Source organism: Paracoccus alkenifer, assembly GCF_900108405.1.
GTDB lineage: Bacteria > Pseudomonadota > Alphaproteobacteria > Rhodobacterales > Rhodobacteraceae > Paracoccus > Paracoccus alkenifer.
The window spans coordinates 758,852-771,016 of sequence record NZ_FNXG01000001.1; the positions used below are offsets into that span (position 1 = coordinate 758,852).

At 67.8% G+C, this 12,165-nt stretch carries 12 protein-coding genes; 2 read left to right on the top strand and 10 right to left on the bottom strand.

Going from position 1 to position 12,165, the window contains the following annotated elements:
• Positions 1-47 precede the first annotated feature (47 nt).
• The 10 genes from BLW83_RS03605 to coxB form a co-directional block, all read right to left on the bottom strand.
• Positions 48-1,445, bottom strand: a complete 1,398-nt coding sequence (locus tag BLW83_RS03605) for an FAD-binding oxidoreductase (protein WP_090845957.1) — start codon at positions 1,443-1,445, stop codon at positions 48-50.
• Positions 1,446-1,594: 149 nt separating this feature from the next.
• Entirely contained in the window at positions 1,595-2,176 is a 582-nt protein-coding gene (locus BLW83_RS03610) for a GNAT family N-acetyltransferase (RefSeq protein ID WP_090845551.1), read from the bottom strand.
• Complete coding sequence (locus tag BLW83_RS03615) at positions 2,176-3,441, bottom strand: M16 family metallopeptidase (RefSeq protein ID WP_090845553.1); 1,266 nt, start codon at positions 3,439-3,441, stop codon at positions 2,176-2,178. Before BLW83_RS03615 ends, BLW83_RS03610 begins: the two co-directional genes overlap by 1 nt.
• A complete protein-coding gene (thrC, locus tag BLW83_RS03620; RefSeq protein WP_090845555.1) occupies positions 3,438-4,826 on the bottom strand; it encodes a threonine synthase in 1,389 nt (462 codons plus the stop codon). The genes BLW83_RS03615 and thrC overlap by 4 nt, the downstream gene beginning before the upstream one ends.
• A gap of 10 nt (positions 4,827-4,836) precedes the next feature.
• Positions 4,837-5,511 (bottom strand): SURF1 family protein, encoded by a 675-nt coding sequence (locus tag BLW83_RS03625; RefSeq protein WP_090845557.1) that lies wholly within the window; start codon positions 5,509-5,511, stop codon positions 4,837-4,839.
• A gap of 91 nt (positions 5,512-5,602) precedes the next feature.
• On the bottom strand, positions 5,603-6,421 hold the full coding sequence (locus BLW83_RS03630) for a cytochrome c oxidase subunit 3 (RefSeq protein ID WP_090845559.1): 819 nt from the start codon (positions 6,419-6,421) through the stop codon (positions 5,603-5,605).
• Between the two features lie 24 nt (positions 6,422-6,445).
• On the bottom strand, positions 6,446-7,036 hold the full coding sequence (locus BLW83_RS03635; protein WP_090845561.1) for a cytochrome c oxidase assembly protein: 591 nt from the start codon (positions 7,034-7,036) through the stop codon (positions 6,446-6,448).
• Positions 7,033-7,314 carry a hypothetical protein gene (locus BLW83_RS03640; RefSeq protein ID WP_090845563.1) on the bottom strand — a complete coding sequence of 94 codons (282 nt, stop codon included), beginning with the start codon at positions 7,312-7,314 and terminating at the stop codon, positions 7,033-7,035. The genes BLW83_RS03635 and BLW83_RS03640 overlap by 4 nt, the downstream gene beginning before the upstream one ends.
• Entirely contained in the window at positions 7,314-8,249 is a 936-nt protein-coding gene (gene cyoE, locus BLW83_RS03645; protein WP_090845565.1) for a heme o synthase, read from the bottom strand. Before cyoE ends, BLW83_RS03640 begins: the two co-directional genes overlap by 1 nt.
• A gap of 6 nt (positions 8,250-8,255) precedes the next feature.
• Positions 8,256-9,098 (bottom strand): cytochrome c oxidase subunit II, encoded by an 843-nt coding sequence (coxB, locus tag BLW83_RS03650; protein ID WP_090845959.1) that lies wholly within the window; start codon positions 9,096-9,098, stop codon positions 8,256-8,258.
• Between the two features lie 215 nt (positions 9,099-9,313).
• On the opposite strand from coxB, the gene tldD reads away from it, so the two are divergent.
• Positions 9,314-10,732 (top strand): metalloprotease TldD, encoded by a 1,419-nt coding sequence (tldD, locus tag BLW83_RS03655; RefSeq protein WP_090845568.1) that lies wholly within the window; start codon positions 9,314-9,316, stop codon positions 10,730-10,732.
• 180 nt (positions 10,733-10,912) lie between these two features.
• Entirely contained in the window at positions 10,913-12,121 is a 1,209-nt protein-coding gene (gene dprA / locus BLW83_RS03660) for a DNA-processing protein DprA (protein WP_245728602.1), read from the top strand.
• Positions 12,122-12,165: the final 44 nt, after the last annotated feature.

Consider the following 12,165-nt stretch of genomic DNA (forward strand, 5'->3'; position numbering starts at 1 on the left):
TTGCGGGCCGTCCCGACTGCTTTCCCGGTTGGGGCGAAGGTCGTCCTTCAGCCCCCGGATATAGTCGCGCCGCCCCCCGCGGGCAAGGTCAGCACGGCGCCGGGGTTCATGATCCCCAGCGGGTCCATCGCCGCCTTGACCGCCCGCATCGCCGCCAGCCGCGCCGGATCGCCCCAGCGCGCCAGATCCGCAGCCTTGAGCCGCCCGACCCCGTGTTCGGCGGAAAACGAGCCGCCGCGGGCGACGACCATCTCATGCACCGCCTCTTGCACGCGGGGGCGCAGGGCGGCGTATTCGGCGCGGTTGCGGCAGGCTGCGGGAAAGACGTTGTAATGCAGGTTGCCGTCGCCCAGATGGCCGAAACAATTCACCCGCATATCGCCCATCGCGGCCAGCATCGCCCCGGCATCGGCGATGAAGCGCGGAATTTCCGACAGCGGCAGGCTGATGTCATGCGATGAAATCGCCCCGATCCGGCGGTTCGCCACCGGCAGATGCTCGCGCAGCGACCAGAATTCCGCCGCCTGCGCCCCCGATTGCGCAAGGATCGCGTCGCTGGCCAGCCCCGTGTCCAGCGCGCGCAACAGCAGCGCCTCGGCCATGGCGGCGGGGTCGCAGCCGCGGGGCAGCGACAGCTCGACCAGCACCGACCACGGCGCGCCCGGCAGGGGCTGGCGGATTTCGGGCAGGGTTTCGGACAGGAACGCCAGCCCCTGCCCCGAGATCAGCTCGAACGCGGTGACACAGCCGGCCATGTCCCCCTGCACCAGCGCCAGCAGCCGCAGCGCCGCCGCCGGGTCGGGCACCGCCAGCATCGCCGTCGCCACCGCTTGCGGCACCGGCGCCAGCCGCAGGCTGGCCGCGGTGATGATGCCCAGCGTGCCCTCGGCCCCGACCAAAAGGTCGCTGATCGCATAGCCGGTATTGTCCTTGCGCAGCCGCCGCAGGTCGCGCAGCACCGAGCCGTCGGGCAGAACCGCCTCGACCCCCAGGCACAGCGCCCGCGCATTGCCCCAGCGCAGAACCGCAGTGCCGCCGGCGTTGGTGGACAGGATCCCACCCAGCTGCGCGGTGCCCTGACTGGCCAGCGACAGCGGGAACTGGCGGCCGGCGGCCCGCGCGGCATCCTGCACCTGCGACAGCGTGGCGCCGGATTCGGCGATCAGCACATCCTCGTCGGGCCAGACACCGCGGATGCCCGCCATGCGTTCCAGCGACAGCACCAGCGGCAGCGGCCCCACAGGCATGACCGAACCCGCCACCAGCCCGGTCCCACCCCCGCGGGGCACGATCCCCACCCGCGCCGCAGCGCAAGCGCGAACCACCGCCGCCACCTCATCGACCGACCGAGGCGCGGCCAGCAGACCCCCCTGCCCCGCATGATAGCCGCGCGGTTCGTCCAGATGCCGCGGCTCAAGCGGACGCAGCACGCCTTGGGGCAGCATCGCGGCCAGCCGATCATCCGCAGGGTTCAGCGCCAAGCCGCATGCCTTTCTTCATCACCCAAATATCCCAGGCTTTCGAACCCAGTGCGAAAGGGGCGAAGCCCGAAGGGGGGGCAGCGCCCCGGTCCGGCCTCGCCACCCAAACCGCCCTATCCTGCCCCGGTCCGCCCGCGCCGGTCATGGCGCAGATTGGAATACAGCACATGATTGCGCCAGCGACCATTGATCTGAAGATAGGACTGGGCCACGCCTTCGTATTTGAAGCCGGATTTTTCCAGAACCCCGCGGCTGGCGGCGTTTTCGGGCAGGCAGGCGGCCTCGATCCGCGACAGGTCCATGGGACCAAAGGCGTGGGCGGCGATGGCGCCGATGGCCTCGCGCATATAACCTTGGCGGGCAAAGGGAACGCCGATCCAGTAGCCCAGCGTGCCGACCTGCGCCGGGCCGCGGCGGATGCCGTCCAGCGTGATCGCGCCCAGCAGCACCCCGTCGTGGCGGATCAGGAACAGCGGCAGCGAGGTGCCGTTGCGGCTGGACCGCGCCGCCCAATACACCCGGTTGCTGAAGGAACGCCGGGTCAGGTGGTCGGCGTGCCAGACGGGTTCCCACGGGGTCAGGAAATCGCGGCTTTCGGCGCGCAGGCTGGTCCAGGCGGTGAAATCCGCGTGCGCGGGCAGGCGCAGCACCATGCGTTCGGTTTCCAGCCGGGGCGCATGGCGGCGCCAGAACATCACGCCGCCAGCCGCCTTGCCAGATCCTCGCGCGCGGGCGCGGCCTTGACGGGGCCGTAAAGCGCCAGCGCCGGGCGGGCGCGCGCAATGATGCGCTGCGCGTGGTCGCGCACATCGGCGGCAGACACCGCCTCGATGCGGTCCGCAACCTCGGCCGCATCGGGCACGCGGCCCCAGATGGCCAGCGCCCGCGCCATGCGTTCCGCCTGCCCCGAGGGGCTTTCCAGCCCCATCAGCAGCCCGGCCCGCAGCTGCGCCTTGGCGCGCGCGACCTCGGGTTCGGCCAGATCATCGGCCGAGCGGCGGATCTCGTCGATGGTCAGATGCGCAAGGTCCGCCAGCTGGTCGCCCGAGGTGCCGGCATAGATCGTCACCATGCCGGTGTCGTCATGGAACCCCGATTGCGCAAAGATCGAATAGCACAGCCCGCGTTCCTCACGGATCTTCTGAAACAGCCGCGAGGACATGCCGCCCCCCAGCGCCGCGGTCCAGATCTGCGCGGCATAGAAATCCGGGTCCAGATAGCCCGGCCCCTCGAATGCCAGCGCGAAATGCGCCTGTTCAAGCCGCTTGATGCGGCGCGTCTCGGCCCCTTGCCAGACGGCGCCTTGGCGCGCGACGCCGGCCCGCGCCGGCAGATGGCCGAAAATCTGTTCCGCCTGACGCACCAGCGCGTCGTGATCGACCGCGCCGGCCGCGGCCACGATCATCTGCCCGGGGCCGTAATGCTGCGCCACGAACCCCGACAGGTCGTCGCGCGAAAACGCCGAGACCCGCTCGGCCGGGCCAAGAATGGTGCGGCCCATGGGCTGGTCGGGATACGCGGCCTCTTGCAGCCAGTCAAAGATCACGTCGTCGGGCGTGTCCAGCGACTGCCCGATTTCCTGCAAGATCACCCCGCGCTCGACCTCGATCTCGCGCTGGTCGAACAGCGGGTTCAGCACGATGTCGCCGATCACATCCAGCGCCAGCGCCACATCCCCCGACAGCACCCGCGCGTAATAGGCGGTCACATCGCGCGAGGTATAGGCGTTGATATAGCCGCCCACATCCTCGATCGCCTCGGCGATTTGCAGGGCGCTGCGGCGCGGCGTGCCCTTGAAGGCCATGTGTTCCAGAAAATGCGCGATGCCGTTCTGTTCGGGACACTCATCCCGGCCGCCGGCGTTCACCCACACGCCGACCGAGGCCGAATGCAGCCCCGGCATGTGGCGCGAGGCCACGCGCAGCCCGTTGGGGAAAGTGGTGATCTGGATATCGCTCAAGCCGTTCTCCGTTCAAGGATCAGGGACTTAAGCGCCGCGTTGTCGTTTTCAACCCGAGACAGGCGCTCGGGCAGGTCGAACAGCCGCGCCATATGCGGCGGCAAGGCCGGACGCAGGCCCACGGCCTGTTCCACCGCGTCGGGGAATTTGGCGGGATGGGCGGTGGCCAGCGTGATCATCGGGACGCCCGGCTTGCGGTGTTCGTCCGCGACCTTGATGCCGACGGCGCTGTGCGGGCAGACGACCTGCCCGGTTTCGGCGCGGGTGCGGGCGATGGTGGCCAGTGTTTCCGATTCCGACACCCGGCCGGAATCGTAGATCTCGCGCAGATGTTGCAACGCGCCCTGGCTGATGGTGAAGCCGCCGGATTTCAGTTCCTCCATCAGCTGCGCGACCGCCGCCCCGTCGCCGCCATAGGCCATAAACAGCGCGCGTTCAAAGTTCGAGCTGACCTGAATATCCATGCTGGGCGAGATCGAGGGCTCGACCCGACCGACGCGGTATTCCCCGGTCCGCAGCGCCCGGTCCAGAATGTCGTTCTGGTTCGTGGCCACCACCAGCCGCTCGACCGGCAGCCCCATCGCCCGCGCGATGGAACCCGCGAAAATATCGCCGAAATTGCCGGTGGGCACGGTAAAGCTGACCGGGCGATGCGGCGCGCCCACGCTGACCGCGCTGGTGAAATAATACACCACCTGCGCCAGCACCCGCGCCCAATTGATCGAGTTCACGCCCGCCAGCCCCACCTGATCGCGAAAGGCGTGGTCGTTGAACAGATCCTTGAGTCGCGCCTGCGCGTCGTCAAAGGTGCCGTCGATGGCCAGCGCGTGGACATTGGCGTCGTCGGGGGTGGTCATCTGCCGGCGCTGCACCTCGCTGACCCGGCCGTGCGGATACAGGATGAACACATCGACATTGGGCAGGCCGCGGAACGCCTCGATCGCAGCGGACCCGGTATCGCCCGAGGTCGCGCCCAGGATGGTGATGCGCCGCCCCTCGCGCGACAGCGCGATCTGGAACAGCTGCCCGATCAGCTGCATGGCGAAATCCTTGAAGGCCAGCGTCGGGCCGTGGAACAGCTCCAGCAGGAAATGCCCCGGCGCCAGCTGCACCAGCGGCGCGCGGGCGGCATGGCCGAAACCCTGATAGGCACGGCGGATCGCCTCGCGCAGTTCCGTTTCGGAAAAGCTTTCCGCGACAAAGGGCTGGGTGATGCGGAACGCCACTTCCTCGAAGCTGACCCCTTCCAGCGCGGCGATCTCGGCCGGGGACAGCTGCGGGATGGTTTCCGGGACATACAGCCCGCCGTCGCGGGCGAGGCCGGTCATCATCGCCTCGGCAAAGGGCAGAACGGGCGCCTGCCCGCGGGTCGAGATATAGCGCATCGCCTTCCCCTCAGTTCGTCTGCTGCCGGATACGCCACGCCAGCGCGATTGTCATCACCAGGCAGATGATCGCAAAGGAAAACCACTGGATTGCATAGGACAGGTGGTTGTTGGGGATATGCGAGATGTCCAGCGGCATCGCCATCACCCCCTGCGCATCGCCCTGAACACCCGCCGCCACGACCAGCACGGGTTCGGTGCCCAGATGCGCGGCCATGCGCGGCACCTCGCGGGCGAACCAGATGCCGGCGCTCAGGTCCGGCTCGGGCGTCTTGCTGCCCTTTTCCTCGGGCCAGTGCAGATTACCGGCTACGGTCAACGCCACGGGCGGTCGCGGCGTCCGGCGGTCGTCCTGGGTGATGAAGCCGCGGTCCACCATGATGCGGCGCCCGTCCCCGGTCTGAAAACCCGAGATCACGTTATAGCCGCCGCCCAGGTCATGGCTGCCCGACAGCACCAGGATTTCATCGCCGGTGGTGTGGCCCGAGACCACCACCGGCAGGTATTTCATCGCCGGGTCGATCACGGCGGGCAGCGCCACCGGAGGCTGCTCGATCCCGCGCTGGATGGCGGCAAGCTCGCCCGCCTTCCACTCCATCCGCCGCAGCTGCCAGAACCCCAGCGAGGCAAGGATCGCGGTCACGACCAGCCCGGCAACCAGCAGCGGCAGCAGCCGACGCAGCATCAGCGCGTCCTTTCGACCAGCGGGGCCGCGGCCCCTGAAACAGGAAAAACGCGCGGGGGATGCCCGCGCGTTTCATCGGATTTTCGGGCGATCACCGGCCCCAGACGTAGATCGCGGCGAACAGGAACAGCCAGACCACATCGACGAAGTGCCAATACCAGGCGGCGGCCTCGAACCCGACATGCTGGGTCTGGGTCATGTTGCCCCGGATCATCCGCACCAGGCAGACGAACAGAAAGATCGTCCCGATGATGACGTGGAACCCGTGGAACCCGGTCGCCATATAGAACACGCCGCCATAAACCGTGTCGGCCAGGCCAAAGGCCGCGTGGCTGTATTCATAGGCTTGCAGAAAGGTGAATGCGACGCCCAGCGCCACCGCCACAGCCAGCCCCCGGATCGCGGTCTTGCGGTCGTTTTCATGGGCGATGGCGTGGTGCGCCCAGGTCACGGCGACGCCCGACAGCAGCAGGATCAGCGTGTTGATCAGCGGCAGGTGCCATGGGTCGAAGGTGACGATGCCCTCGGGCGGCCAGACGCCGTCGACGATCGGGCTCATTTCGCCCATGGGATACAGCGCGTTCTTGAAAAACGCCCAGAACCACGCGACAAAGAACATCACCTCGGACACGATGAACAGGATGATGCCGTAGCGCAGGCCGATCTGGACCACCGGGGTATGGTCACCGGTGTTGCCTTCGTTCGCGACGTCGTTCCACCAGCCGAACATGGTGTAGAACACGGTCAGCACGCCCAGCGCGAACAGCGACCAGACCGGCAGGCCCAGCACGGACATCTTGTGCATCCAGAAGACGCCGCCGACGAACATGACAAAGGCGCCCACGGCCCCGATAAACGGCCAGATGGACGGCGGAAGGATGTGGTAATCGTGGTTCTTGGCGTGGGCCATGATGTCTCTCTGCGTCGGCTGGGATCAGTTCAGGGCGGTGGAAGCGGGCGCGCCGGTCTCGGCCCGGGCCGATTTCTGCGTGTCCATGCGAAAGAAGGTGTAGCTCAGCGTGATGTCGCGGATGTGGCTGGCGTCGCGGTTGTCCAGCATGTCCGGATTGACAAAGAAGTTCAGCGGCATCTCGATCCGCTCGCCGGGGGCGAGTTCCTGTTCCGTAAAGCAGAAACAGTCGATCTTTTCAAAGTAATAGCCCGCGTCCGAAGGCGAGACGTTATAGGTCGAGCGCCCGATCAACGTCTGGTCGGAATTGTTGACCGCCTCGTAATAGGCCATCACGTTTTCGCCCAGCCGCACCGTCATCTCGTGCTGCATGGGGCGAAAGCTCCAGTCGAGGTCCGGCATCACGTTCGCGTCGAAACGCACGCGGATGGTCTGGTCCAGCACCCGGTCGGATTGCTGGGTGGCGATCTGGGTGGTGCCGGCAAAGCCGGTGACCTGGCAGAACCAGCGATAGAACGGCACCGCGGCCCAAGCGGCGGCGCCCATGAACACCACCACGGCGATCAGCCGCCAGACGATCCGCATGTTGGCGTTGTTGTTGTCGTTCGTGGTCATTGCTGCTGACCCCCTGCTGCTGCGGGCGCGGAAAGCGCATGGGGCAGGGCCGACGCCGGGGTGCCGGGCGCGGCCACCGGATTGGCGGCAGGCGCCCCCGACCCGCGCGGCGCGACCGAGGGCGGACGATGGTCAAAGCCCTGCATCAGGTCGCCCTGCTTGATCTTGACCACCGACAGGCCGAACACCAGCGCCACGAACAGCACCAGCACCAGAGCCAGCCCGACGTTGCGGCCGCTGCGGCGGCGGTGCAGCTCATGTTCGGGGTGCAGCGCCATCACTGCCAGCCTCCGATGGTGACCTGCATCGCCAGCGCAGCGAAATGCGCGGCCAGATAATACAGCGACAGTCGGAAAAAGGATTTCTCGACCGCATAGGAATCTTTCTGCGCCTGTTCCTCGGTCCGGCGCAGGATCCGCCAGCCGCCAAGGATGAACAGCGCGTTGAACACCAGCGCCACCGCCAGATACAGCGGCCCCCCGATCGAGGTCAGCCCCAGCGCCACGGCAAAGGGCGCCAGCACCAGCGTATAGGCAAAGATGTGCTTGCGGGTGGCGGGCCGGCCGTGGGTCACGGTCAGCATCGGCACGCCGGCCTTGTGGTAATCCTCTTTCATGAACAGCGCCAGCGCCCAGAAATGCGGCGGCGTCCAGAAAAAGGTCAGCGAAAACATCAGCAGCGATTCGACCGAGATGCCGCCCGTGGCGCAGGCCCAGCCGATCATCGGCGGGAACGCCCCAGCCGCGCCGCCGATCACGATGTTCTGCGGGGTCGAGCGCTTGAGCCACATCGTATAGACGACGGCATAGAAAAAGATGGTAAAGGCCAGGAACGCAGCGGCGAACCAGTTGGCCGCCAGCCCCAGCATCAGCACCGCAAGCCCGGACAGGAACAGCCCCAGCCCCAGCGCGTCGCCCTCGGTCAGGCGGCCGGCGGGGATCGGGCGCTTGGCTGTCCGGGTCATCACCCGGTCTATGTCGGCGTCATACCACATGTTCAGCGCGCCCGAGGCCCCGCCCCCCAGCGCGATGAACAGGATGCAGCAGAACCCGATGAAGGGGTTGACCGGCACCGGCGCCACATACAGCCCGACAAAGGCGGTAAAGACGACCAGCGACATCACCCGCGGCTTGAGCAGCGCCACATAGTCGCCGAAACCGGCCTCGCCGCCCCGGCTCTGGGCGGTTCCTTCGTATGAGTGGATGTCCGCCACGCCGGCTTATTCCGCCTGCGCCAGCCGCACAGGGGCGGCGGGCAGATAGTCCGAGGCATCCGCCGCGAACTCGGTCTTGGCGCCGCTCATCCAGGCGTCGTATTTTTCCTGGCTGACCGCCTTGACCACGATGGGCATATAGGCGTGGTTGATCCCGCACAGCTCTGAACACTGGCCGAAATACACGCCCTCTTTGTCGGCCGAGAACCACAGCTGCGCGATACGGCCCGGCACGGCGTCCTGTTTCACGGCGAAAGCCGGGATGGTCCAGCTGTGGATCACGTCCGATGCGGTGACCTGCATCAGCACCGTGGCACCGACCGGCACCACCACGGCGTTGTCCGTGGCCAGCAGGTATTCGTCGTCGGCATAGCCGTTCTCGGCCAGTTCCTCACGCGCGAGCATCAGCGCGTCAAAGGCGATGTCGTCGTTGGGATATTCATAGGACCAATACCACTGGCGCCCGATCGCCTTGATGACCAGATCGGGGTCCGAGGGCATTTCCTGCGACCGAAACAGCGCCGGCAGCGAAAAGATCCCGATGGTCAGCAGGATCAGCACCGGCACCACCGTCCAGACCACCTCGACCGGGGTGTTGTGGGTAAAGCGGGCCGGCACCGGGTTCGTGCGGCGGTTGTAGCGGACGATGCAATACAGCAGCAGCAGGCAGACCAGAACCGTCACGAAGGTGATGATATACAGCACAAAGCGGTCCAGCCACTGCTGGTCCACCGCCAACGGGCTGGACGCGGGCTGGAACCCGATGCCGCCCGGCACAGGCTTGCCGATCACCGGCAGATCGCCCAGCACGTCCTGCGCCATCGCCGCGCCGGCCGTCGCCAGATTCATCCCGACCAGCCCTGCTGCCGCCAGCCCTGCCGCAATGCGGCCTTTTGCCCCGTTCGCCATTCGTCGAATCCCGTTCCTGTCGCTCGTGCCCGACCCATGAGGAGGCTGACCGCACACCATTGCCGGTCGGGACATATTGTCACAACCACATATACCGCAACAGGACAAGCCTCGCTATCGACTTGGCGGCCAAATACACTTAACTCGGTTGACTCATGACTGATCGCTTTTCCCCTTTCGAAGAACTTCTCGACCCCGACCGGGCGCTGGCTATCCTAAGGGACGCCACCGCCGGTGCCGACGACGGCGAGCTTTTCCTGGAACGGGTCCGGGGCGAAAGCTTGGTCTTTGACGACGGCAGGCTAAGAAATGCGGGGTTCGAGGCCGCACAGGGCTTTGGCCTGCGCGCCGTCAGGGGCGAGGTGGCCGGCTATGGCCACTCGACCGACATCAGCGAAACCAGCCTGCGCGAGGCCGCCGCAATGGCCCGTCTGGCGGTCGGAAACGGCGGCGGGACCATGGCCGCCGCACCGGCGGGGCCGGGGGCGCGGCTCTATGCCGGCGCCGATCCGGTCGAGGGGATCGGCTTTGCCGCCCGCATTGCGACATTGCGCGACATTGACGCCTTTGCGCGCGATCTTGACCCGCGGGTGGTGCAGGTCACGGCCTCGATGGCGTCCTCGCTGCAAGAGGTGGCGATCCTGCGCCCCGAGGGGGGCATCTTTACCGACATCCGGCCGATGGTGCGACTTAATGTCTCAGTCATCGTGGAATCCAATGCGCGGCGCGAAACCGGCACCGCCGGCGGCGGCGGCCGGTTTGGCCTGTCGGCGCTGATGGAACCCGACCACTGGCAGGGGCTGGTGCGCGAGGCGCTGCGCATCGCCCATGTCAACCTGCGCTCGGTCCCGGCACCGGCGGGGGTGATGGACGTGGTGCTGGGTCCGGGCTGGCCCGGCATCCTGCTGCACGAGGCCGTGGGCCACGGGCTCGAGGGCGATTTCAACCGCAAGAAAGCCTCGGCGTTTTCGGGGCTGATGGGACAGCGCATCGCCGCGCCCGGGGTGACGGTGGTGGACGACGGCACGCTGCCCGACCGCCGCGGCTCGATCTCGGTCGATGACGAGGGCACGCCGCCCGCCCGCAACGTGTTGATTCAGGACGGAATTCTGGTCGGCTACTTGCAGGACCGCCAGAACGCCCGGCTGATGGGGGTAGCCCCCACCGGCAACGGCCGCCGGCAAAGCTTTGCCCATGCGCCGATGCCGCGGATGACCAACACCATGATGGAGCCGGGGCAGGACGACCCGGCGGCGATCCTGTCCGGGCTCAAGGACGGCATCTATGCGGTCGGCTTTGGCGGCGGGCAGGTGGACATCACCAACGGCAAGTTCGTGTTTTCCTGCACCGAAGCCTACCGCGTGAAAAACGGCGAGGTCGGAGAGCCGATTCGCGGCGCCACGCTGATCGGCGACGGCGCCACCGCGCTGCGCCAGATCCGCGCGGTCGGCAACGATCTGGCGCTGGACCCCGGCGTCGGCAACTGCGGCAAGCAGGGCCAGTGGGTGCCGGTGGGCGTGGGCCAGCCGACGCTGCTGATCGGCGGGCTGACCGTGGGCGGCTCGGCTGCGTGAATTTTGCGACAAACCGATCTGCGCTAACGATTAATTAACTATTACCGTGCGATGAAGGCCCTGCGGATGAGGCAGGGACCGGCAGTGAAGCCAAGCGCGTTTTCTTTCGGCACACCCCTACCCCACCCCACCACGAGGGAAGACGACCTGACGGTCCTTCGCCTCATCCGCTCTCGCCGCGTGGGACCGGCGACGTTTCACCGGCTGGTCGAGGAACACGGCAGCGCCGGGGCGGCGCTGGACGCGCTGCCGCAGATCGCCGCGGCGGCCGGGATCAAAGCCTATGAACCCTGCCCCATCGGCGTCGCCCGGGCCGAGCTGGCCGCCGGCGCCCGCGCCGGGGCACGGCTGATCCGCATCGGCGACGCCGACTATCCGCCGCTGCTGGCCTCGATCCCCGATGCGCCGCCGGTGCTGTGGCTGCGGGGGCAGGCCGGGATCCTGCGCCGCCCCGCGGTCGCGGTGGTGGGCGCGCGCAACGCCTCGTCCCTGGGATTGCGCATGGCGCGCTATCTGGCGGCGGGACTGGCCGATTCCGGGCTGGCGGTCGTTACCGGCCTTGCCCGCGGCATCGACACCGCCGCGCATGAGGCCAGCTGCGCCGCCGGCACCATTGCGGTGATGGCCGGCGGGATCGACGTGATCTATCCGGCCGAGAACCGGGCGCTGGCGGACCGCATCTGCGAATCGGGCTGCCTGCTGACCGAGCAGCCCCCGGGGGTCGAGCCGGTGGCAAGGCATTTCCCGGCGCGCAACCGCATCGTGTCGGGGCTGTGCGCGGCGGTGGTGGTGATCGAGGCCGCCTATCGCTCGGGCAGCCTGATCACCGCGCGGCTGGCCGGCGAGCAGGGGCGCGAGGTTCTGGCCGTGCCCGGCCACCCGCTGGACGCGCGCGCCTCGGGCTGCAACGCGTTGATCCGCGACGGCGCAACACTGGTCCGCAATACCGAGGATGTGCTGGCACTGATTGCACCGCAGCACGACCGGCAGACGGCCGATGGCGCTGCGGGTGCAGGGGACAGCGGCGACAGCAAAAACCAGCCGCATCGTGGCAGCGCGCCCGCCGCAGGGTCGCGCAACGCCGCGTCGGCGGGGGCCGGAGGCTCTCGCGCCACCCATCAACCCGCAAGCAACCGCACCGATACGCCGGACGGCCGCACCCCCGCTGTGCGGGATGGCGCCAACGCCCCGAAAGCCGCCCCTTGCGTCACCGGGCCGGCAGGGTTGCGCGCAAGGCTGCTGCAACTGCTCGGCCCCTCACCCACCGAAGAGGACAGCCTTATCCGCGACCTCGACATCCAGCCCGGCAGCCTCGCCCCCGCGCTGCTGGAGCTGGAGCTGGACGGCATCATCACCCGCCTGCCCGGCGGACGAATCGCGCTGGCGTAATCGCGGGCAGCGCAGCGGCCGCTTTCAACGCACCAGGCGCGAGG

Excerpts from the sequence above, each read along its gene's own strand:
- BLW83_RS03625 (WP_090845557.1), bottom strand. The coding sequence starts at position 5,511 with ATGCTGCGTCGGCTGCTGCCGCTGCTGGTTGCCGGGCTGGTCGTGACC.
- coxB (WP_090845959.1), bottom strand. The coding sequence starts at position 9,098 with ATGAATCTGGCGACGGCCGGCGCGGCGATGGCGCAGGACGTGCTGGGC.
- BLW83_RS03605 (WP_090845957.1), bottom strand. The coding sequence starts at position 1,445 with ATGCTGCCCCAAGGCGTGCTGCGTCCGCTTGAGCCGCGGCATCTGGAC.
- BLW83_RS03610 (WP_090845551.1), bottom strand. The coding sequence starts at position 2,176 with ATGTTCTGGCGCCGCCATGCGCCCCGGCTGGAAACCGAACGCATGGTG.
- BLW83_RS03640 (WP_090845563.1), bottom strand. The coding sequence starts at position 7,314 with ATGGCGCTGCACCCCGAACATGAGCTGCACCGCCGCCGCAGCGGCCGC.
- tldD (WP_090845568.1), top strand. The coding sequence starts at position 9,314 with ATGACTGATCGCTTTTCCCCTTTCGAAGAACTTCTCGACCCCGACCGG.
- BLW83_RS03630 (WP_090845559.1), bottom strand. The coding sequence starts at position 6,421 with ATGGCCCACGCCAAGAACCACGATTACCACATCCTTCCGCCGTCCATC.
- thrC (WP_090845555.1), bottom strand. The coding sequence starts at position 4,826 with ATGCGCTATATCTCGACCCGCGGGCAGGCGCCCGTTCTGCCCTTTGCC.
- BLW83_RS03635 (WP_090845561.1), bottom strand. The coding sequence starts at position 7,036 with ATGACCACGAACGACAACAACAACGCCAACATGCGGATCGTCTGGCGG.